The organism is Streptomyces xinghaiensis S187, from assembly GCF_000220705.2.
GTDB lineage: Bacteria > Actinomycetota > Actinomycetes > Streptomycetales > Streptomycetaceae > Streptomyces > Streptomyces xinghaiensis.
Window position 1 is genome coordinate 6,030,401 of sequence record NZ_CP023202.1, and the last position, 21,370, is coordinate 6,051,770.

15 protein-coding genes and 1 pseudogene are annotated in these 21,370 nt (G+C 75.6%); 7 read left to right on the forward strand and 9 right to left on the reverse strand.

Features of this window, described 5'->3' with window-relative positions; all coding sequences use genetic code 11:
* The first annotated feature begins 249 nt into the window (after positions 1-249).
* Complete coding sequence (locus SXIN_RS25735; protein WP_039821254.1) at positions 250-1,173, forward strand: MerR family transcriptional regulator; 924 nt, start codon at positions 250-252, stop codon at positions 1,171-1,173.
* Here the strand turns inward: SXIN_RS25735 and SXIN_RS25740 are convergent.
* Positions 1,170-2,090, reverse strand: a complete 921-nt coding sequence (locus SXIN_RS25740; protein ID WP_019708953.1) for a Rieske (2Fe-2S) protein — start codon at positions 2,088-2,090, stop codon at positions 1,170-1,172. The two genes, SXIN_RS25735 and SXIN_RS25740, sit on opposite strands and share 4 nt — an antisense overlap.
* Positions 2,091-2,273: 183 nt before the next feature.
* Here SXIN_RS25740 and SXIN_RS25745 point away from each other — a divergent pair, with 183 nt between their 5' ends.
* The 4 genes from SXIN_RS25745 to SXIN_RS25760 all read left to right on the forward strand — a co-directional run bounded on the left by SXIN_RS25745 (position 2,274) and on the right by SXIN_RS25760 (position 7,302).
* Entirely contained in the window at positions 2,274-3,992 is a 1,719-nt protein-coding gene (locus tag SXIN_RS25745) for a carboxyl transferase domain-containing protein (RefSeq protein WP_095757610.1), read from the forward strand.
* 73 nt (positions 3,993-4,065) lie between these two features.
* A complete protein-coding gene (locus tag SXIN_RS25750) occupies positions 4,066-5,220 on the forward strand; it encodes a methyltransferase domain-containing protein (RefSeq protein WP_095758196.1) in 1,155 nt (384 codons plus the stop codon).
* Positions 5,221-5,380: 160 nt separating this feature from the next.
* Positions 5,381-5,758, forward strand: a complete 378-nt coding sequence (locus tag SXIN_RS25755; protein ID WP_019708951.1) for a GntR family transcriptional regulator — start codon at positions 5,381-5,383, stop codon at positions 5,756-5,758.
* A gap of 212 nt (positions 5,759-5,970) precedes the next feature.
* Entirely contained in the window at positions 5,971-7,302 is a 1,332-nt protein-coding gene (locus tag SXIN_RS25760) for a glycoside hydrolase family protein (protein WP_019708950.1), read from the forward strand.
* Between the two features lie 190 nt (positions 7,303-7,492).
* Here SXIN_RS25760 and SXIN_RS25765 read toward each other — a convergent pair whose 3' ends face one another.
* The 6 genes and pseudogenes from SXIN_RS25765 to SXIN_RS25790 form a co-directional block, all read right to left on the reverse strand.
* Complete coding sequence (locus SXIN_RS25765; RefSeq protein WP_420341067.1) at positions 7,493-11,701, reverse strand: lipopolysaccharide biosynthesis protein; 4,209 nt, start codon at positions 11,699-11,701, stop codon at positions 7,493-7,495.
* On the reverse strand, positions 11,694-12,467 hold the full coding sequence (locus SXIN_RS25770) for a polysaccharide deacetylase family protein (protein WP_095758198.1): 774 nt from the start codon (positions 12,465-12,467) through the stop codon (positions 11,694-11,696). Before SXIN_RS25770 ends, SXIN_RS25765 begins: the two co-directional genes overlap by 8 nt.
* A 324-nt stretch (positions 12,468-12,791) precedes the next feature.
* Positions 12,792-13,697, reverse strand: a pseudogene (locus SXIN_RS25775) (glycosyltransferase family 2 protein); the annotation flags it as partial.
* A gap of 62 nt (positions 13,698-13,759) precedes the next feature.
* The gene (locus SXIN_RS25780) at positions 13,760-14,626 is read right to left on the reverse strand and encodes a glycosyltransferase family 2 protein (RefSeq protein ID WP_019708947.1); all 867 of its coding nucleotides are present in this window, start codon (positions 14,624-14,626) and stop codon (positions 13,760-13,762) included.
* Positions 14,627-15,004: 378 nt separating this feature from the next.
* Positions 15,005-16,123 carry a GNAT family N-acetyltransferase gene (locus SXIN_RS25785; protein ID WP_019708946.1) on the reverse strand — a complete coding sequence of 373 codons (1,119 nt, stop codon included), beginning with the start codon at positions 16,121-16,123 and terminating at the stop codon, positions 15,005-15,007.
* A gap of 1 nt (position 16,124) precedes the next feature.
* Positions 16,125-16,523: a hypothetical protein gene (locus tag SXIN_RS25790; protein WP_019708945.1), complete on the reverse strand. Its 399-nt coding sequence runs from the start codon at positions 16,521-16,523 to the stop codon at positions 16,125-16,127.
* Between the two features lie 353 nt (positions 16,524-16,876).
* Between SXIN_RS25790 and SXIN_RS25795 the strand changes: the two genes are divergently transcribed.
* Both SXIN_RS25795 and SXIN_RS25800 read left to right on the forward strand, forming a co-directional pair.
* Entirely contained in the window at positions 16,877-17,680 is an 804-nt protein-coding gene (locus SXIN_RS25795; protein ID WP_019708944.1) for an SGNH/GDSL hydrolase family protein, read from the forward strand.
* A gap of 345 nt (positions 17,681-18,025) precedes the next feature.
* Entirely contained in the window at positions 18,026-18,298 is a 273-nt protein-coding gene (locus SXIN_RS25800; RefSeq protein ID WP_039819469.1) for a hypothetical protein, read from the forward strand.
* Positions 18,299-18,370: 72 nt separating this feature from the next.
* On the opposite strand, the gene SXIN_RS25805 is transcribed toward SXIN_RS25800, so the two are convergent.
* Together SXIN_RS25805 and SXIN_RS25810 are read right to left on the reverse strand one after the other, a co-directional pair.
* Complete coding sequence (locus tag SXIN_RS25805; protein WP_095757611.1) at positions 18,371-19,624, reverse strand: CaiB/BaiF CoA transferase family protein; 1,254 nt, start codon at positions 19,622-19,624, stop codon at positions 18,371-18,373.
* A 97-nt stretch (positions 19,625-19,721) separates the two neighbouring features.
* A complete protein-coding gene (locus tag SXIN_RS25810) occupies positions 19,722-20,957 on the reverse strand; it encodes a type ISP restriction/modification enzyme (RefSeq protein WP_095758199.1) in 1,236 nt (411 codons plus the stop codon).
* Between the last annotated feature and the right edge of the window lie 413 nt (positions 20,958-21,370).

A 21,370-nucleotide genomic window follows, 5' to 3' on the forward strand; every position in this document is an offset into this window, starting at 1 on the left:
ACGCCCCTGCGGGAAAGCATGTTCGGGGGATCCCTGTGGGGAGAGCCGGAGAGCCGGAAGCCGTTCCCCGGTCGCCCCGGCACGGAGGACGCGGCCGCACCTCCGCGGCGGGGCGTACGGCCGCGTCCCTCCCCCGCCCCCGCGCATTTCCCGGCACCGGGCGGAGCGGTGTGTACGGGGTTGCACCTTCCGCAGCGGCATGTGGTCCGGTGGACTTACGTCCCGATGCCTTGAGGAAGGTCCCTGCTCATGCCTGCGTCTTTCATGCCACCCCGCCGGGTCAAGATCGGTGACGCGGCGGCCTTCACCGGCAGCACGCCACGGGCGATTCGCCATTACCACGAGATCGGTCTGCTCCCCGAGCCCGAGCGGGGCGGCGACGACCGCCGCCGCTACGGGTACGAGGACATGATCCGCCTGCTGTGGATCCGCAGGATGGCCGATGCCGGGGTCGCCCTGGACGACATCCGTGACGCCTTCACCACCGGCACGGCTTCCGCCGGTGCGGACAGCGGAGAAGGCATCGCGGGCATCCTGGAGCGGCTGGAGGAAACCCTCGCCGAGCGGGAGGCGGAATTGCGGCGGCAGCGGACCGCCGTGCGGCGGATGCGCACCGAAGGCAGCCGGATGGGCCTGCTCTCCGAATTCGTCACCGAACGCCTCAAGGGCCTGCCCGAGGGCTCCCTGCGTCAGGCGGACCTGGACAGTCTGCTGGTCACCGAGCGGATCTTCGGCCCGCTCGGCGCGGCCGTCCAGGCCACCCGCTTCGTCGTCCTGGCCACGCATCCCACGCTGCGGGAGGATTCCGACCGCGTCGATGACGCCGAGGAGGCACTCGACGACAGTGTCGCCGTCGATGATCCACGGGTGGCTCACGTGGCCGCCGAGCGGCACGCCTTCGAAAGCGCCCTGCAGGCCGTCATCGAGGAGTCCGGCCTGGGTGAGGACGACGATGACCTCTTCGACGCCTGGGACGCTTCGCACCCCGCCACCGCCGATGACGGCGAGGGCGAGGCCGGCCTCGGCTCCGGTCGGCGGGAGGCCGGCTCCATGAGCCTGTTCGAAGCCATCGGCAAGATGCCCTACGACTTCTCCCCGGCCCGTCTGCGCTGTATGGAACTGGCCGGAGAACTCTCCGCCCAGGACTCACCCGCCACCCGGAACACGGCCTAGTCGCCCAGCCGGATCTCCAGCCGGCCACCGACCACCCGTGTCTCGAACGAGTGCTCGGGCGCGGTCGCCGGGCCGCGCACGTTCCAGCCGTCGGACAGCCGGAAGGCGCTGCCGTGCCAGGGACAGGTGATGCAGCCGTCCGCGACCTCGCCCTCGGACAGCGGACCGCCCATGTGCGTGCACCGGTCGGCCAGGACGTGCACGTCGCCGCCCGGCTCCCGTACGACGACCACGTCCACCTCGCCGACCCGGCGCCGTACCGGCTGCTCCACCGGGAACTGCGCCATGTCGCCCACCGGGTGCCAGCCGGGCGGCATCCGGTGCGGCACGTCCTCGGCGTGGTTGGCGCCGGATGCCTGCCGGTACGCCATGTGGCCGCCCAGCGCCCCGCCGATGCCGACGACCGTGAGCCCGGCGAAGCCCAGCGTGCGTCCCAGACCGCGCAGCCCCGACCTGCGGGCGGCGAACGAACCGGCGTAGAGGAGCACGCCCACCGCGTTGGAGACGGAGTGCGGCAGCCCCACCCGCATCTGCGGTTTCTGCAGTTCGGCCCAGTCCACCCAGCCGGCCACCGCGGCGGGGCCGGCACCGGACAGTCCGAGGAGCACCAGCGCGTCGGCCTCGCGCCGCTCGCCGGGCAGCAGATCGAGCACGGCCGCGGACAGCCAGGCGCCGATCGGCACCTGCACCAGCACCGGATGGAGCGGGTGCCCCAGCCACCGGCCGTGCAGTACGTCGCGGAGGGGGCCGAGCGGCAGGCGGCGGATCCGCCCGCGCAGCCAGTCGATGGTGGGATCGAGTTCTTCCGTCCGCTCCAGCCGGTCGACGGCGGACAGGAAGCGGCCGGGCCCGGCGCTGTCCGAGAACACCCGGCGGGCGGTGACGTCGGCGCTGCTCTTGCGCTGTGAAATGGCCATACCGCCCGGTTCCCGGAGCAACCGGCCTCAAACACCCCGCCCTCCGCCGCCCCGCCCTGCCGTCCGGCACTCCGGGCGGGGCCGTGCCCGCATCCGTACCGGCGAGCTTGCGGCGGGGGACCGGGTCCCACGGGCGTCCGGCCTGGTGAACCGGTGGAAGGCGCCCCGTGGCAGGGTGTTCCCATGACCGGACCGAGCGACCGCGAGCCCGTGCTCCAGCTGATCGAGGCCGTACTGGACGGCGGCAGCTGGCGGACCTGGGACGAGCCCGTCCCCGTCACCACCCGCGACCCCGGCTACCGCGCCGACCTCGAACGGGCGCGCGAGCGCACCGGCCTGGACGAGTCCGTCATCACCGGTGAGGGCCGGATCCGGGGCCGCCGGGTGGCCGTGGTCGCCTGCGAGTTCCGCTTCCTGGCCGGCTCGATCGGGGTGGCGGCGGGGGAGCGGCTGGTCCGTGCGGTGGAACGGGCGACGGCGGAACGGCTGCCGCTGCTCGCCGCACCCGCCTCCGGGGGCACCCGGATGCAGGAGGGCACGGTCGCGTTCGTCCAGATGGTGAAGGTGACCGCCGCCATCGCCGGGCACAAGGCGGCCGGCCTGCCGTACCTGGTGTATCTGCGCCATCCGACGACCGGCGGGGTCCTCGCGTCCTGGGGCTCGCTCGGGCACCTCACCGCCGCCGAACCGGGCGCGCTCATCGGCTTCCTCGGACCGCGCGTCCACCGGGCCCTGTACGGCGAGGAGTTCCCCCCGGGCGTGCAGACGGCGGAGAACCTGCTGGCCCACGGCCTGGTCGACGCGGTGCTGCCCGCCCGCGAACTGCCCGCGGTGGTCGCGGACGCGCTGGACGTGCTCTGCGACGACACCGCCGGCGCCGCCGGTACCGTCCCGCCGCCCCTGTCCGGACCGGAGGCGGCGGGCCCGGCGGCAGGAGCGGACGGCGGCCCGGCGGCACCGGCGGCGCCAGCGCCCGCGGGCGTACCGGACGGCGGCGCCGCGACGGTCTCCGGCGGTACGGCACCGCCAGCGGCGCCGCCGGGACGGGAACCCGGGGTACCCGCGACCGCTGTCTCCGCCACCGCCGACTCGATCCGGCGGTCACGGCGCCCCGGGCGCCCCGGGGTCCGGGCCCTGCTCAAGGCGGCGGGCCGGCAGGTCACGCCCCTCAGCGGGACCGGCGCCGGCGAGCACGACCCCGGGCTGCTGCTCGCGCTCGCCCGTATCGGCGGCACCCCGTGCGTCGTCCTCGGCCACGACCGGCACGACGGCGCGTCGCCCCCGCTCGGGCCGGGCGGGCTGCGCGAGGCCCGGCGCGGCATGCGCATCGCCGCCGAACTCGGCCTGCCGCTGCTGACCGTCGTCGACACGGCCGGGGCCGCGCTCTCCCGGGAGGCCGAGGAGGGCGGCCTGGCCGCCGAGATCGCCCGCAGCCTGGCCGATCTGGTCACCCTGCCCGCGCCGACGCTGTGCCTGCTGCTGGGCCAGGGCGCGGGCGGCGGCGCGCTGGCGCTGCTGCCCGCCGACCGGGTGCTGGCCGCGGAGCACGCCTGGCTTTCCCCGCTGCCCCCGGAGGGCGCCTCGGCGATTCTGCACCGGACGACGGAGCGGGCCGACGAGGTGGCGGCCCAGCAGGGCGTGCGCTCCGCCGACCTGCTGGCGCACGGCATCGTGGACCGCGTGGTCGCCGAGCCCGGCCCGTCCGAGCCGGGCCCGGGCTCCGGCTCCGGCCCGGACGCCGTGACGGACGCCGCCGACGACCCCGGCCGCTTCCTCACTCACCTCGGTGAGGTGCTCGGCCGTGAGCTCGCCCTGCTCCGCGCCGAACGGCCGGAGGCCCGGCTGGCCGCCCGCCGCCTCCGCCACCGCACGCTGGGCGTCCGGCCCCTGCCGCCGCACTGACGCCGCCCGGCCACCGGAACCCGCCCGGCCCGCCGGCAGGATGCATGTCAGTGGCCGCTGCCAGGATCTCCGCATGACCGAGAACAACACCGCGCCTTCCGGACCCCCGTCCCCCCGGTCCCCCGGCTACTGGGACGCCGCCGCACCGGAGTTCGACGAGGAGCCCGACCACGGGCTGCGCGACCCGGCCGTCCGTGCGGCGTGGTCGGCGCGGCTGGCGGACTGGCTGCCCGGCGAACCGTCGGACGTCCTCGACCTCGGCTGCGGCACCGGCAGTCTGGCGCTGCTCGCCGCCGGTCGGGGACACCGGGTGACCGGCGTCGACAGCTCCCCGCGCATGGCGGAGCGCGCCCGCGCCAAGCTCGCCGGCACCGGTGCCGAGGTGCTGACCGGGGACGCCGCGGCACCCCCGGTGGGCAACCGCCGCTTCGACGCCGTGCTGGCCCGCCATGTGCTCTGGCTGCTGCCCGACCCCGCCGCCGTGCTGCGGCACTGGGCCGGGCTGCTCCGTCCCGGCGGCCGGCTGGTCCTGGTCGAGGGGGTGTGGTGGGGCACGGTGAGCCCCGCCGGGCTGCCGGCGGCGGACCTGGAGGCGGCCCTCGCCCCGCTGGCGGACCGGACCCGGTTCGAACGGCTGTCGGGCGACCCGGCGTTGTGGGGCGGGCCGGTCGATGACGAGCGGTACGCCCTGGTGGCCTGGCCGGCGCCGGCCCGCCGCCACACCGAGGTCGTCGACGTCCACCTCGTCCTCCGCCGCGGTGCGGAGGTGCTGCTCGCCCGGCGGGCCGGCACCGGATACGGCGACGGCCTCCTCGGCGTACCGTCCGGGCACGCCGAGGACGGGGAGGACGTGCGGGAGGCGGTGATCCGGGAAGCCCGGGAGGAGACCGGGCTGGACCTCGCCCCGGAGGACCTGCGCGCCGCCCTGGTCATGCAGCACCGCGGCCCCGGGGGCGCGCCGCGCATCGGCTGGTTCTTCGAGGCGGCGTACGGGGCGGGCGGTGAGCCCGTCAACCGGGAGCCGGAGAAGTGTTCGGAATTCCGCTGGTGCCCGCTGGACCGGCTGCCGGACGACATGGTCGCCTACTGCCGGGCCGGTCTGGAGGCCTACCGCGCGGGCGACCGCTTCGTCCTCCACTGGCAGCTGCCGGGAGACCGGGTCGCGCACGACCCCGCGGCCCCCGGCCGCACCGTGTGCCTCCCGGCCACCGAGAGCCGGGCCGGCTGACCCGGGCCCGGGCTGGGCCCGTCCGGGCCCGCCCGTCCGCGTTCCACGCCGTGCCGCCCTTTCCGCCCGCTCCCGTGGCGGTCCGGCCGCGTGGCGCACGGCCGGTGCCGGTGGCACACAATGGAGGCCCGGACCGGCGCACGACGAGGGAGAAGCACCTGTGAGTCTGAAGGTCACCGTCGACCCCGGCTCGGCCGACGCACCGTATGAGCAGCTGCGCTCCCAGGTCGCGGACCAGGCCCGCTCGGGGCGGCTCCCGGCCGGCTACCGGCTGCCGACCGTACGGGCCCTCGCCGGCCAACTGGGGCTCGCCCCCAACACGGTGGCCAAGGCGTACCGCGCGCTGGAGACGGACGGGGTGATCGAGACCCGTGGCCGCAACGGCACCTTCGTGGCCGCCGCGGGCGAAGGCGCCGAGCGCGAAGCGGCCGCCGCCGCACAGGCGTACGCCCAGCGCGTCCGCAGGCTGGGGCTCAACCGCGCGGAGGCCCAGGCCGCCGCCGAGGAGGCCCTGCGCGCCGCCTACGGCGCGGACTGACCGCGGGGCGCCCCGGCCGTCCGCTCTTCCCCGGGTTGTCGTGGAAGCCCCCGTACCGGGTGAATTGCCCGCTACGCTGGCGGGTGATGAGACGTCAGAGGAGAACGGGCGGGCCGGCCCCGGCGGGCGCGGCGGCGGGGGCAGAGGAGCGGGCAGGGGCATCGGATCCACGGCGACGGCGTCCGGGAACCGCCCTGCTCCTCGCGATCGGCGTGACGGCGCTCAGCCTGCTGCTGGTGATGTGCGGCTTCCCGCCCGACGGTGCCCCCGACGGCCGGAACGGCGATCCGGGGCCGCACGGCACCCCGCGCATGCCCGGCGGCAAGCCCGCGCCGGAGCTGGGCTGGGGCTTCACCCACACTCAGTACAGCGCCGACGACGGCGGCGCGGCCGCCCGGAGCCGGGCGGACCGGATGCTCTCCGCCCGGCCCATACCGCAGAACCAGCACATCATGGGCTGGGGCGCCGGCAACCCCGAGCCCGCGCCGGGCCGCTACGACTTCTCCGCGCTGGACAGCCGGATCGACCTGATCCGCCGCACCGGCGGCACCCCCGTCATCACCCTGTGCTGCGCGCCGGACTGGATGAAGGGCGGCGAGCGCGGAAAGACCGACTGGTCCCGGGAGTGGCTGGAGAAGGCGCCCGACCCCGCCTACTACGACGACTTCGCCCGCCTGTCGGGCGTCGTCGCCAGGCGCTACCCGGACGTCCGGCACTTCATCGTCTGGAACGAGCTCAAGGGCTTCTACGACGACGACCGGCAGCGCTGGGACGCCGAGGCCTACACCCGCCTCTACAACCTCGTCCACGCCGAGCTGAAGAAGGTGAACAAGGAGAACCTCGTCGGCGGGCCGTATGTCGTCATGGACAGCCAGCCGCCGGGCGAGAGCACCAACGCCTCGGAGGTCAAGGGCCCCTGGGGCAGCCTCGACCGGCGGGCCCTCGACGCCGTCCGGTACTGGAACGAGAACAAGGCGGGCGCGGACTTCGTCGTGGTGGACGGTTCCAGCTACACCCGTGAGGACGCGCTCGTACCCGACGAGTTCCGCGCCACCGCCAAGTTCACGGCCGTCAGCCGCTGGGTGCGCGAGGAGACCGGGCTGCCGCTGTGGTGGGCCGAGTGGTACGTCGAGCCGGGGGACGAGAACGACGAGCGCGACGGCTGGAGCGAACCGCACCGGCGCGCCGTGCACGCCGCCGCCCTGATCGCCATGAGCAGGGGCGGCGCGACCACCGGCTTCTACTGGAACCCGCAGAAGCGGAGCACGAGCTGCGCCGGCTGCCTGTGGCGCGGCACGGCGGCCGGTGGCGGCGGGTCCGCGCTGCCGATGATGGATCTGCTGAGCCGCTTCTCCCGTGAGTTCCCGCCGGGCAGCCGCTTCACGGAGGTGGCGGTCGCGGCCGGGGACCGGCCGCATGTACGGGTGCTCGCCGATGAGGACGCGGTGCTCGTCGTGAACATCCGGAACCGCCCGATCGCCGCGGAGGTCGACGGCCGTTCGTTCGACCTCGGCGCGTACGGAGTGCGCTGGCTGAAGCGCTGACGGGAGCGGTGGGGCCGGCCGGAAGGGCGGCGGTCCCCGGAGCTCCCGTCCATCCGAACGGCTTTGCGCACCAGACCCGCTGACCGACCGGCCCGCCCGTTCCGGTTGACCGGCCGCCCGCACGCGCACGGGGCGGGCGCCCGGACGGGGGGCCGGCCGCCGGGGCGCGGCCGGCCCCGGCGGCTCCGGGTCAGGACATCGTCCAGAACCGGTGTACCAGGGAGGCCAGCGTCACCGCCATCAGCGGCAGCGCGAACCACAGCGTCCCCTGCAGCCAGGCCAGCGCCCGGACCCCCGGCGGCGCCGTCACCCGCAGCAGTTCGCGCGCCGCCAGCAGCAGCATCAGGACACCCGCCGAGATCGCCCCGTACACCGACCAGGGCGTCCAGGTCACCTGGGGCCCCGGCCGTCCGGGCTCCGGTTCCGGGACGGCCCCCGGCGGCTGTTCGCGGAGTTCGTAGAGCACGGCGTGGTCGTCGGAGAACGCGCGGCGCAGCTCCGGCCGGCCGTCCAGCGCGCGGAGCAGCGATGGTTCCCAGTCCGGGGCGTAGCCCGCGTCCATGTGGAGGTAGACGGACTGGCCGCGGCCGACCATCAGATACGAGTTCGGGCCCGCGTTCTCCAGCGCCTCGACCACGGGGCCGACCCGCGCGGCGTCGCGGGGGGCGAGCGTCGGCAGATAGCCGACCCGCTCCATGTCCCGGGCGCCCCACGGCATCGCGGGGGTGACGTTCTCGACCGGGTCGTCGCTCATCCACAGCACCCGCACGGTCGGCTCGTCGTGGGCGTAGACGTACTCCATGGCGGCGACCTCACCGGTGCGCACCCGTTCGAACGGTTCGTTGCCCCAGCGTGCGACGAGGAAGCCGCCCATGAACACCAGTCCGGCCAGCGCCGCCGCCAGCACGGCCGGCGCCCGGCGGCCGCTTCCCACACGGGGGAAGACGGCCAGCGCGGCGAGCGCACAGGCACCCGGCAGCGCGAACAGGAAGACCCGCAGCGCCATCTCACCGCCGTACGACTGCATGCCGAAGCCGAGGAACGGGACGAACGCCAGGACGAGCAGCGACCGTTCGCCGTAGCCTGCCCTGCGCCGGCGCCACCAGCCGAGGCAGGCCAGCCCCAGCACGGAGCCCGCGAGCGCCACGCGCGTGTAGAGGACGAGCTTGTGCGTCTCGCTGCCGCCCTCGATCCGGCCGGAGACGGACGACGACACATTGCCGCCGATGCCGCCGACGCCCCCGAACAGCTCGTCGAAGTGGCCGGACCAGTACGGCTCCGCGAAGAACCCGATCCACACGGCCACCATCGCGGCGAACAGCAGCGGCAGCCCGCGCAGCCACGAACGGCCCACGAGCACCAGGGCCGTCAGCACCCCCAGCATCACGAACGGCGTCAGCTGGTGCGTGGGCACCGTGGCCGCGAACAGGACGATCAGCACCAGCAGCAGGACGGCCCGGTCGGCCCGCCCGGCCGCCGGCGGCTCCGCCTCGCCGGGCCGGCGCTTCCCCGGCAGCACCCGCGGCTCCCGGAACCAGACCAGCAGTACGGCCGCGAACGCCAGATAGAGCAGATAGGTGAAGCCCTGCGGGGAGAAGTAGTCCTGGCCGACCCAGCCGCAGAGCGCGAACAGCCAGACCGCCGTCCATTTCGCGCGCCAGGAGGCCCGTACCGCGCGGAGCAGCAGGAACAGCGGTGCGAGATACAGCAGCTGGATGACCGTGGGCCACCAGCGCAGCAGCTCCGTCAGGTCCGTGACCCCGCAGGCGCGGGCCGCGAACGCCACCGCCGCGAAGAACCCGGGCCAGGACCACCGGGCGTCCAGATCGGGCACGGCCGTGCCGGTGCGGTCGATGTGTTCGATGAACCCCAGATGCTGCCACGCGGTGGCGAAGCGCGGCTCGGCCTCCAGCACGGCCGGCAGCGCGTGCAGCGACACCACGGTCAGCAGCAGGACGGCCGTCAGCAGGGGACGGCGGGGCGCGGCCGGCCACAGCGCGGCCGCGAAGGCGGCCACCAGCAGGGCCGCGCCGAGGAGCGTGGCCGCGGGCAGGACGGAGACGAGGCCGAGGCCGCCCATCCGGTCGAGGCCGGCGTCGTCCAGGCCGCGCAACGGCAGCCAGTACAGGGCGAGTCCGGCCGCGAGCAGCAGCCAGCCCGCGGCGTGCCCGGCCCGGGCGGGCAGAACCGGCGCGCCGCGGCGCCGGGCCGCCGCGGGCTTGCCGCCGGACGCCGGGGTTCCGGCGCCGGGGGCGGCTCGCGGCCCGCCGCCGGGCCTGCCGTGGTCCGGTCCGGGGGCGGGGGTCCCGTCCGGCCCGGGAGACGGCTTCGGAGCTCCTCCCGTGCCTCCGCTTCCCGGGGCGCCCGTCCCGCCGGCCGTACCGGCGGTGCGGCCCGCTCCGGGGACGGTGACCGTGCGGGCGCCGGTTTCCGCGCCGCCCGGGAGCGCGAGCGGCGGCCGTGCGCCGGCGGGGAGCGCCCGGCCGGGTGCCCCGGTGACGGCCGGGTCCGCTGCGGGGCCGGCGTCGGTCCGCGGCCGGGGCCCGCCGGGCGGCGGGGGGTACGGGTCGAGCACGGGATGGCGTTCCGGGTGGTCCAGATCGGCGCGGAGGCCCAGCCGCAGGGTGTCCTCGTCCAGCGCCAGACGCCGTGCCCAGGCAGGTGTGTGGAGCGGCCGCCCGCCCGTCCGCCCTGCGGGTCCGGGCGCACCGGCCCCGCCTCCCGCGTCCGGCCGGACGGCGGCGTGCTCCCGCCCGCTCTCCGGTACGGCGGCGGCGTGGTGCGGCGCGGGTGCGGGTGCGGACCCGGCCTGCGGCCACAGGACCGGGCCGGAGAGCATCTCCCCGCCGGAGCCACCGGGTCCGGCCTTGCCCGAGCCCGGCCCGGAGCCCGGCTCCGAGCCCGGACCAGCACCGTCCCGGCTGCCCCCCGGCGCGCGGCCGGCACCCTCCGCCCCGGCTGCCGCCGCTGCCCCGGCTCCCGCCGCCGCCCCGGACTCCGCGGGCCGCACCTCGGCCGTCCCCGTCCCCGTCTCCGCCGCTGTCCCGGACTCCGCCCGTCCTGCCGTCCGCAGCAGCCGGAGGAGCTTCCACCCGGCGACGGACGCCACCAGCGTGAGGCTCACCACCTCGGCGATCCCCGCGCCCGTCAGGCCCATGCGCGGCAGCAGCAGCAGTGTCAGCCCGAGCACCAGGACGCACAGCGTGCCCTGGAGCGCGGCCAGCCCACTGGTGCGCGACTGGGCGCGCAGCACCGCGAAGTACACCTCGATCACGACGCGCAGGACCGCGCCCACCGCGAAGAGGCGCAGCAGCGGTGTCGCCTCCCGTGCGTAACCCTCGCCGAAGACGCCCAGGATCAGGGGCGCTCCGGCGAAGAGCAGCACCCCGACCGGGAGCATGATCCGGGCCATCCGGAGCAGCGCCGCCCGGCAGTTCTCCGCCAGCCGCCCGGGGTCGTGCGCCCCTTCGACGGTGAGCGAGGCCCCCATGTTCAGGGCGAGCAGATTGACCGTGCCGCCGATGGTGGTGGCGATGTAGAAATACGCGTTGTCCGCGGAGCCGACCTGCGCGGCGACGATCACCGGCACCAGATAGACCACGGCCAGCGCGAACAGCGAGCCGGTGTAGTCACCGGCGAGGAACCGGCCGACCTCGCGCAGGCCCGGCGGCCGCGTCTCCGGGCCGGCCGCCGCCTCGTGACGCGGCACCAGCCGCCGGAACACCAGCAGCCCCAGCGGCACCACGGACACCGCGATCGCGGCCACCCAGGAGACGAACACCCCCGCGGTCGGCACCGAGGCGGCGATCAGCACCAGCAGGACGAGCTTCACCGCCGAGAACGCGGTGTTGCCCACCGGCACCCAGAAGGCGCTCCGCAGCCCCGTCAGGACCCCGTCCTGCAGGGTCAGCAGGGACCACAGGACGACCGCGGCGACGAACCCCAGCCCGTTCAGCGGACCGTGCAGAAAGCGGTACGAGGGCCCCCACAGGTCGAGGGTCAGCAGGAAGACCACGGCCGCGACGGCCACCAGCACGGAGCTCGCCGCGTAGGTGCGCAGCACCAGCCGTCCCGTCGCGCGCCCCGCCACCGGGATGAAGCGCGCCATCGCGCCGGTGAGCGTCAGCGCGGTCAGCCCGGCCAGGAGCTTCATCGCGGCGATGGCCGCCGAGCCCTGGCCGACCGCCTCCTCGGTGTAGTACCGGGCGGCGGCCAGCCAGAAGCCGAGCCCCAGGACGGCGGAGATCCCGGTGTTCACCATCAGCGCGTACGCGTTGCGGAACAGCGGGCTGCCACCGGCCGGCCGGGGCAGCAGCCGGCGCGGCCGGGGCCCGCGGGGGGCGCCCGGTCTCTCCCCGGTGCGCTCCCCGGCCGGGACGGTGGTGGTCGTGTCAGTCACCGGCGCGGGTCACCTTCCGGAGAGCTTGCCGTGAGCGCCGGACGAGGGCGTAGCCCTTCGTCAGGGTCCTGTCCCGGGCGAAGACCCGGCCGAGCGCCCGTCCCTCGACCAGCCGTTCGAACTCCTCGATCCCGGTGCTCCGGCGGACGGTGACGCGCCGCAGGGCGTACGGGCCGTGCCGCCGCTCGGCCAGCGCGTTGCCGACCGCGAGCGACTGCCGGAACCCCGCCGCCCGCACGGCGGCCCGCACCCGTCTGCTGGAGTAGCCGTACGGATAGGCGAACGACACCGGGCACCGCCCCAGCTCCCCGGCGAGGAGGTCCCGGCAGCGGGCCAGTTCGGAGCGGAGCCGGGGCCCGGTGAGGGCGTCCAGCTGCGGATGGGTGTGGCTGTGCCCGCCGATCTCCAGCCCGGCCGCGGACAGATCGCGCAGCTGGTCCCAGTCGAGCATGAGGTCGAGGGCGCCCGGTGTCTCGTCCGGGCCGCGCAGCCAGCCGGTGGTGGCGAAGACGGTCGCCGTGAAGCCGTGGCTCCGCAGGGCGGGCAGGGCGTACCGGTGCACGCCCTCGTAACCGTCGTCGAAGGTGAGAAGCACGGGTCTGGGCGGCAGCGGGCCGTCCGACCGCCAGGCGGCGGCCAGGGCACGGGTGGTGACGGGGGTGAACCCCCGCTCCGCCAGCAGCTCCAGCTGTGTCCGCAGCGCCTCGGGCGCGACCGACAGCCCGTACGCGGCGGGGGCGGGCGTCTCCCCGACGGCGTGGTACATCAGGATCGGCACCGGGCCGGGCGGCCCGGGCCACCGGCCCGGCCTGCCCGGCCGCCGCTCCCGGCGCGGTCCGCCCGCCGAACGGCCGGCCCCGGCCCCGCTTCCGCCGGGCGGCAGCCGCGGGGGCCCGGCGGCCGTCCCCCGGGCGAGGGGGGTGCCGTTCGCGGTGGCGCCGGGCTCCGGGCCGGTGCCGCCGGCGGCCGTCCCGTCCGCTCCGCGCCCGGCGCGGGGGCCCGGCCCGCCGCCGGACACCGGACCCGCCCCGGCGGCCCGTGGCTCCGTCCCCGCCGGCCCGTCCGCCGGCCGGGGGAGCAGTGCGCCGCGCCGGACGGTGCCCACCGCGTAGCCGCAGGCGGCGGCGGCCAGTCCGGCGGCGATGGCGCCCGCCCGGCCCGCTCCGCCGGGCCGGCCCAGCAGGGCGTCCCGCAGCCCGCGCGCGACCCCCGCGGGCAGCACCCGGGTGGTGTAGCGGCGCTCCGTCTCCAGCCCTGCCCTGCTCCCCACGCTCCGGGTGACCAGGGCCTTGGAGAGGCCCTCGGCGTAGGCGCGGCGGCGGAAGTAGCCGAACTCCTCCCGGCCGGCGGGCACCTTGTGGTGGATCACCGCGCGGTCCTCCAGGAGCAGCACGGCGTCCGGGCGGGCCGCCGAGAGGCGGATGCAGAGCTCGGTCTCCTCGCACCCCAGCGGCCGCGCGTCGCCGTCCCGCCCGATACCGGTGGTGAAGCCGCCGGCCAGTTCGAACGCCTCGCGGCGGAAGGAGGCGTTGCCGCCGAGGACATTGCGCACCCGCGCCCTGCCGGGCGGCAGCCCGCGGTAGTAGCAGCCCACCACCCAGTCGAACTCCTCGGGGAACCAGGCGGGCCGGCGGCCGGACGCCCACACGGGGAGCGTCCGGCCGCCGACGGCCAGCACGGCGGGATCGGCGTACGGGCCGGTCAGCCGGCGCAGCCAGTCCTGTTCGGCGACGGCGTCGTCGTCGAGGAAGGCCAGGATGTCGCCGCCGGCCGCGGCGATGCCGGTGTTGCGGCCGGCGGAGAGACCGCGGGGGCCCGCGTTGGCGAGCACCCGCACCTCCCCGGTGTCCGCGTACCGCTCGGTGAGCCGCCGCAGCAGCCCCGGGTTGTGGTCCACGACCAGCAGCGTCTCGTACGCGGGCCGGGACTGGCCGCGTACGGAGGCCACGGCCGCCAGGATGTCCTCCCAGCGGTCCTCGGTGTAGACGCAGATCACCACGGAGACCCGGAGCTCCCCGGTGTCCCGGAGTTCCCCGGCGTCCCGGGGGTCCTCGGTCCTCAACGGGCCTCCCCCCGGCCGGTCTCCATGGCGATCACGGCGGGACGGGGACGGGGACGGGAGCGCCGGGAGGCCCGCTCGCGGAGGATCACCTTGAGCACCCGCAGCCCGTCCCGCACGGCGCGCAGATTGCTGTCGCCGTGGATGCGGTGGTACTCGTGGCTCGGGATCTCCTGGACTCTGAGTCCGGCCTTGACGACTCTGATGTTCATCAGCGTCTCCACCTCGAAGCCCGCGCAGTCGAGGTGGATCTCGTCCAGGCAGCGCTTCCAGAAGGCGTTGTAGCCGTAGCAGAGATCGGTGTAGCGGGCGCCGAACTTGGCGTTGACGAGCGCGGTGAGCACCCGGTTGCCGAGCTTGCGGATGCCCGTCATGTCGTCCGTGCTGCCCCCGTTGGCGAACCGCGAGCCCTTGGCGAAGTCGGCGCCGGCCACGAGCGCGGAGACGTAGCTGGCGATCTCGGTGCCGTCCGCCGAGCCGTCGGCGTCGACCATCACGATGATCTCGCCGGTGCAGGCGGCGAAACCGGTGATGAGGGCGTCGCCCTTGCCCTTGCCCCGCTGCGGGATCACCTTGATGTCGGGCCGGAGTTCACGGGCCACCCGGACCGTGTCGTCGGTGGAATTGCCGTCGACCAGGACCACTTCGTGAATCCAGCCCGGCAGTGTCTTGAATACGTACGGAAGATTTCCGGCCTCGTTCATCGCCGGAATGACGACGCTCACCGGTGGGGTGATCGCGAAATGGCAGGAGACCGGGCGGTACCGGTCCGCCGGCCGTTCGTGGTGGTCGGGATTTCCGCCGGCCGGTGACGGCGGACCTAAGGGGTCCTCGTCCGATCGCGCCGGGTGCAGAAATGAGCTCATGTGATGTTCCCTCTCGTCCGGTGGGCCGCCCGCCCCGCGGGGGCCCGGTGGTGTGTCCGGTTCGAAAGGGGGGTTCTCCCGCAGGCCGCGGGACGGCACGGACCGTCCCCAGGGCATGCGTGAGCTGTATGGATACCGCCGTGCGCGGCCCGTGTCCCGGCAGACTCCTGCGCCGCCGGACACGGCACCCCCCAACCGCGCCCCGCTCCGGTGTCATCGCGGTCCTGAGCCCCTCCCCGGGCCGTTCACCGATGAACCGATGCGGGTGGTCGATAAGACCGTATGAACATCAAGGACCGCATGGCAAGTCCCCCAGGGCAATTCCCCCCTTCTCTGATTTTTCTGATCGTTCTCCCGTGCGGACCCGGGAAATTCCGGTCAGGAATCACGCGGATGTGATCGCCGGGAGCGTGACCGGATTCTGCCGAACTCCCGGAGAATCCGGTCGGTCGGTTTGAAGAGCCCGGGTCTCGCGAGCACGGTGTTGCGGAGCGCCCGCACGGGCGCACGCCGGGCGCGGTGGCCCGCGGCCACCGGATGGGGCCGGGTCACCCAGCCCTCGGAGACGGTGATCTCCCGGGTCTTCAGCTCGTCCTTGTAGCGCTTCGCGCCCCGCCCGAGGTCGATGAGTTCCAGTCCCTGGGCCGCCGAGCCCTCGGCCATCCGCAGATGGAGCACCAGTCCGGGCGAGAAGGCCCCGTACTCCGGGTCGTAGGCCGGGAACCAGCTGCTGAGGACGCGCCCGGTGCGCGGCCCGAAGTGCGCGGCCACCGGCCGGCCGCCCGCGTAGAGCACCGAGAGCTGTCCCCGGAAGCCGTCGTTGCGGGTGTGGAAGAGCTGGTGGACGAGGTCGGTGATCCAGGGCTGGGCGAACCGGTCGCTCCGCCCGGTCCTGCGGTACTGGGCGGACTTCCAGCGCATCAGGGTGCGCAGCACGGCCGGGTCCCGCTCGTCGTGGACGTAGGTCACCTCGCCGGCCCGGCGGCCGAGTCTGCGCTCCTTCGCCAGGGTGGACTTGAGGAAGCCGGGGGACGAGGCGCGCAGGCGTTCGAGATAGGCCTCGTAGCCCCGGCCCACGTCGATGACCGGGGAGGGGAAGGAGGCGCTGACGCCGTCCGCGAACGGCTCCTGGCCCTCGACCAGATGGTCGAACTCCCAGACCGCCAGCCCGCAGGCGCGCAGCAGTTCCCGCGCGTCCCACCGGAATCCGGGGCGGTGGACGACGCCCTGGCAGTCCGACACCCCGAGGCCCACCGCGCGGCCGACGCCGGCGGCGGTCCGCTGGAAGGGGAAGAAGGCGGCCGGGACGCCGCCCTCGCGCAGGACGGCGATCCGGGTGTCGCGCCGGGTGCGGCCGACCGCGAGCGCGAACTCCGGTGAGAGGAAGGGATTGGCGAGCCCCGGTCCGGCCGGCGGGCGCGAACGGTCCTGGAAGGCCGTCCACGCCGCCCGGTCGGCGGCCGTCAGCTCGCCGGGGCGGCAGACGCTGATGTCCACGTCAGAGGATCCGGCTTCTCGCCGCGGTGTGCTCCCGGCGGCGTCGCAGAGTGGCGTACAGGAACAGGACGGCGCTGAGCCCGGCGACCACGGTGATCCCGCCGCGCGCCGACCACAGCCGCAGGGCCAGCATGCTCTGGGCGACCAGGACGTCGACCGCGATCGCCCCCGCCACCGCGATCACCCAGCGGCTCAGCGGGTCGGGGCCGGTCAGCACGGCGGCGATGGCCGCCGCCGGTGCGGCGAGCAGGAAGAAGAGGGTGAACGGGGCGCGCAGCGGCGAGGCCGAGCCGGTGAGGGCGAGGACCGCCCCCAGCCCTCCGACCCCGGCGGCGGCCCCGGCCAGCAGTGGCCAGACGGTTCCCCGCGTGGAATGTTGACGGTCACTCAGTGTCTGCATTGGCGACTTTGCCCCCCGACGCGCCGGATGCCGGGCTTCAATGTGGCGCAACCGCCGCAAGCCCGTCAAGGCGGAACGGTCCATGCGGGACTGCTGGGGCTGCTGTCCGGAAAGTCGTGATTGATCCCGGCGTGCCGTCACATCCGCGGCTGTGGACAAACTTTCACCCTCCGCACGCGCGTAGACCGTGTGTTTCGGGGGGATGTCATAGCCATGCCACGCAGGTTCGCCCCCACGGCCGGTTGCGCAGTCTGTATTGACATGGACGTGTCAAAAAGACTTGGCATGGCCACGACAGAACAGCGCCACCGATTGCCCCGTTCCCCACAGAGATCCTGCTCCCCGGAGGTTCCGTGAGACTCTTCCGCCGTGCGGCCACCCTCTCCGCACTCCTGCTCTCCGCCGCGCTGACCCTGACCGGAGCCGGCGCCGCCCACTCCGCCGAACAGGCCGCCACCGGATACGTCGCGCTGGGCGACTCGTACGCCTCCGGCCTCGGGGCCGGCAGCTACGACAGCGCGAGCGGCGACTGCAAGCGCAGCAGCAAGGCGTTCGGACCCCTGTGGGCCGCCGCCAACAACCCCTCCTCGTTCCACTTCACCGCCTGCTCGGGCGCCAAGACCGGTGATGTGCTGAACAACCAGCTCGGCCCGCTCAGCTCGTCGACCGGCCTGGTCAGCATCAGCATCGGCGGCAACGACGCCGGCTTCGCCGATGTGATGACCACCTGCGTCCTGAGCTCCCAGAGCACCTGCCTCGACCGGGTCGCGGAAGCGCGCGCCTACATGAACAACACGCTGCCCGGCAAGCTGAACCAGGTGTACTCCGCGATCAGGGCCAAGGCCCCCTCGGCCCGCGTCGTCGTGCTCGGCTACCCGCGTCTCTACAAGCTCAACGGCTCCTGTATCGCGGGGCTGACCGAAACCGAGCGCTCCGCGCTCAACGCCGCGTCGGACAACCTCAACGACGTGACCGCCAAGCGGGCCGCCGACCACGGCTACGCCTTCGGCGATGTGCGGCCCACCTTCTCCGGGCACGAGATCTGCTCCGGGAGTTCCTGGATCCACAGCGTGACCTGGCCCATCAACCACTCCTACCACCCCACCGCCGCCGGGCAGTCCGGCGGCTACCTGCCGGTGCTCCGCTCGCTCGCCTGACAGCACCGGCCGGAGCATCCGGCCGCTCCCACCGGTGGGGCCCCGCTCGAGAGGGTCCCACCGGTGCGCCCCCGGTGGGGAAGCGCTGCCCGCCGGGGGCGCACCGGCGCACGGGTGGCGGCGCGGCGTGCCCGCCGCACCCGCCGCCGTGCCGCGACACGCCGGGCGCGCACCCCGCGGGGCACACCGCGGCGGAGTGCCGCGACGCAGGGCGGGTAGCCATCCGGATACGTCAACCGCCTTACCGGGCAGCCGAGTCAGGGATACGCGGATGCGCGGGTGACGTGCCGGGGCGGTAGGGTTAACCTGCCCGGGCCGGGTGCCCTCGTTTGGGTGGGGAGTGTCATGGAACAGATAACAATGCGGAGCAGGCCCCGAGTGCCTGCCATCAACTGCGGGAGCAGCGCGAACAGTTCGCGCCTCGACCGCCATCTCGCCGTGCTGGCCGGCCCCGCCGTGCCGCAGCGGGAGACGGAGGAGGCCACCCTGCTGATGCGGGAACTCACCGCGCGCGATGTGCGGCGGCCCAAGTCCGGCCGGGGCGCGCGGGTGTCGCGGGTCTCGCTCTTCGCGCCGCTGCGGCGGCTGAGGCGGTCCCTCTTCGGCAACCACGGCTAGCCCCGCCCGGGCCCCGGCCCGTACCGCGTCCCGGACCCGCCCCCGGGCGCGTGCTCACCCCGGCCCGGGGGCTCAGCGGATCACGCCCTCCCGGCGCAGCGCCGTGATCCGCTCCTCCGGCACCCCGAGCGTTTCCAGCAGCGCGTCGGTGTGCTCGCCGAGAGCCGGCACCGGGCCCAGCCGCGGCGGCTTTCCGCCGGGCAGTCCGATCGGTGGCAGCAGCGTCCGCAGCGCGCCCACCGGTGACCCCACCTCCCGCCACCGCTCCCGGGCCGCCAGCTGCGGGTGCCCGGCCAGCTCGGCCACCCCGTTGAGCCGGGCGCAGGCGATGCCCGCCCCCTCCAGCCGCGCCACCGCCTCCTCCGCCGTCAGCGCGGCGAGCGCCTCCGCGACCACCGCGTCGGTCCGGGCCCGGTTCGCCGTCCGGGCCACATTGGTGGCGTACGCCGGATCCTCCGCCAACTCCGGCCGCCCCAGCACCTGTTCGGCGAGCCGGCGCCACTCCCGGTCGTTCTGGACCGACAGCAGCACGGGCGTGCCGCCCGCGGTCGGGTAGGCGTCGTACGGCGCGATGACCGCGTGCGCCAGGCCGGTACGGGCCGGGGGCGGGCCGCCGTGCATCCCGTGGTGCAGCGGATGCCCCATCCACTCGGCCAGCGCGTCGAACATCGACACCTCGACCGGTCCGCCCCGTCCCGTGGTGCCGCGCCGCAGCAGGGCCGCGAGCACACCGGAGAAGGCGTACATGGCGGCGGCGATGTCGGCCGCCGGGATGCCCGCCTTGACCGGCTGCTCCGGCGTGCCGGTGACGGAGACCAGGCCCGCCTCGCACTGGACGAGCATGTCGTAGGCGCGCTTGTGCGCGTACGGGCCGTCCGGGCCGTAGCCGGAGATGTCCACGGCGACCAGCCGGGGGTGGCGTGCGCACAGGGCCGCCGCGTCCAGGCCCAGCCGGGCGGCGGCGCCCTGGGCCAGGTTCTGCACGAAGACGTCCGCGTCCCGGACCAGCTCCTCCAGCAGCTCGCGGCCGCGCGGGTCCTTGAGGTCGAGGGCCAGGGACTCCTTGCCGCGGTTGGCCCAGACGAAGTGCGAGGCCAGGCCGCGGGCCGCGGTGTCGTAGCCGCGGGCGAAGTCGCCGCCGTCGGGCCGCTCCACCTTGATGACGCGGGCCCCGAGGTCGGCCAGCTGCCGGGTGGCGAACGGCGCGGAGACGGCCTGCTCGACGGCGACGACGGTGATGCCCTCCAGCGGCAGCGGCTGGGGCGGTTGCGGCGGCAATGGCCGTGTCGGCGATGGCGTGGGGCGGCGGTCCGGGGCGTTGTCCATGCCACCAGGTCCTACCCTGTGCCCCACCCTCCGCGCCAGAGCAGGTGATCTTGCTCACCGGCCTGTACCGGGACCTCCCCCGCGGTGGGGTGAACCGCTACATCAGGGCGAACTGGCCGTTCGGGCCCTCCTCCGGGCGGTCCAGGACGGAGGCGGGGCGGCGGGCGGCCGCGGGCGGCGGCAGGACCCCGCCGCGGCGCAGCTCCGCGGCGGTGAGGCGCGGAGCCGACGCCAGCCGCTCCGCCAACCGGCGCCGCTCCGGGCGGAGTTCGCCGAGCAGGGCCAGCACGGTGATCAGTTCGAGCAGTTCGGAGGTCAGGGACGGCGGCCAGCCCGCCGGGCGGACCGCGCTCAGGGTGCCCGGTTCGGCCGGGGCCGTGCGCCGTTCGTACCACTGGGCGAGCACCGGGACGCCCGAGGCCTCGAACCGCCAGGCGGCCGGCGGCACCGGCGCGATCCGGCCCTCCCCGAGCAGCAGCGCCCGCTCCTCCGGGTCGTACAGGGGTTCGGCGGGCAGGGCATGGGGACCGGGGAGCGCGGCGCGGACGTACGGGCGTCGGCCGCCCGGGAGCTTCGGGCGGGCGTCCGGTGACTCCCCGCAGCGGGCCCCGAAGGTGTGCAGCCACAGGACCCGGCGGCCCAGGGCGACGCCGTCCCGCCAGACCCCGGCCGAGAGCGGCAGCGGTACGGCCCGGCCCTCGCCCCGGGGCCGGGCCGCGGCCGCCGTCCAGGCCAGGACGTCCACCGCGCCCACCGGGACCCCGAGCCGCTCCGTGAGCAGCTCGGTCAGCCCGGGCGCGAGGTTGGGCTCCCGGCCGCCGGGGCGGCGGAACAGCGGCCGGATGCGGCCGGGCCTCCCCGCGGGGGAGCGGCCCTCGGGGAGCAGCGCGGAGAAGAGCAGCGCCTCCTCCTCCGGACCGCCGGGGCCGTCGGGGCCTCCGGCGCGGGCGGACGCGGACGAGCGGGGCGCGGGGCCGGGCTCGACGGCGAACAGCTGGTGCTCGTCGGCGACCCGCCACAGTTCCGGCCGGGCCGCGTCCAGCAGCCGCTGGTCCGGGATGAGCCACTGGCGGTCGAAGGGTGCGTGCAGAACCCGCACCGGCTCCGGGCAGGGCCCGGTCTCCTCCGCGAGGGGGCCGGTGCCGGCGCTGTGACCGGGCAGCTGGGGGAGGGCGGTGCGGAGGCCGCGCGCCCGGGAGGGCCGGAACAGCCGCTCCCGCTCGGCCCGGCCGGCGCTCCGCAGCAGCCGGTCCCAGCGGGCCGTGAGCGTCCCGGGGTCCGGGGCGAGCACCCAGGAGCGCCCGGTGCGCAGGGGCGGGACCGACCAGGGCATGAGATCGGCGAGCAGCGGATCGTCACCGGTGGAGACGCCGGGGGAGGAGCCGGGGCCGGGCACGGCCGCCGCGGCGCCCGGGCGTGCCGGGCCGGTGCGGCCGCCGGCCGGGGAGGCCGTGCTGTTCCGTCGCGCCGTCACGCAGCCGCCCTCCCGTACGGTTCCCGTCGCCCCGCCGATTCCCCGGCGGAAGCCTGCCCCGGGGGCGGGGCCTTCAGGCCCGCACCCGGCCGCGCCCGTGCCCTGTCCCGCCGGGCGGCGCGGGGACCGCCGCCGGGCCGTCGCCGGAGCCGCGGGGGCCCGCCCGGTCGGCCATCGTAGTCGCGGCCGCCGACAGCGCGGGGTCCCGGGGCGCCCGGGGCCCGGCCCGGAACGCCGTCTCCCGCGCCCTGGTCCGCGAGGCCCCGGCGGGG

Excerpts from the sequence above, each read along its gene's own strand:
- SXIN_RS25735 (WP_039821254.1), top strand. The coding sequence starts at position 250 with ATGCCTGCGTCTTTCATGCCACCCCGCCGGGTCAAGATCGGTGACGCG.
- SXIN_RS25740 (WP_019708953.1), bottom strand. The coding sequence starts at position 2,090 with ATGGCCATTTCACAGCGCAAGAGCAGCGCCGACGTCACCGCCCGCCGG.
- SXIN_RS25745 (WP_095757610.1), top strand. The coding sequence starts at position 2,274 with ATGACCGGACCGAGCGACCGCGAGCCCGTGCTCCAGCTGATCGAGGCC.
- SXIN_RS25750 (WP_095758196.1), top strand. The coding sequence starts at position 4,066 with ATGACCGAGAACAACACCGCGCCTTCCGGACCCCCGTCCCCCCGGTCC.
- SXIN_RS25770 (WP_095758198.1), bottom strand. The coding sequence starts at position 12,467 with ATGTACCACGCCGTCGGGGAGACGCCCGCCCCCGCCGCGTACGGGCTG.
- SXIN_RS25780 (WP_019708947.1), bottom strand. The coding sequence starts at position 14,626 with ATGAGCTCATTTCTGCACCCGGCGCGATCGGACGAGGACCCCTTAGGT.
- SXIN_RS25790 (WP_019708945.1), bottom strand. The coding sequence starts at position 16,523 with ATGCAGACACTGAGTGACCGTCAACATTCCACGCGGGGAACCGTCTGG.
- SXIN_RS25800 (WP_039819469.1), top strand. The coding sequence starts at position 18,026 with ATGGAACAGATAACAATGCGGAGCAGGCCCCGAGTGCCTGCCATCAAC.
- SXIN_RS25805 (WP_095757611.1), bottom strand. The coding sequence starts at position 19,624 with ATGGACAACGCCCCGGACCGCCGCCCCACGCCATCGCCGACACGGCCA.
- SXIN_RS25810 (WP_095758199.1), bottom strand. The coding sequence starts at position 20,957 with ATGCCCTGGTCGGTCCCGCCCCTGCGCACCGGGCGCTCCTGGGTGCTC.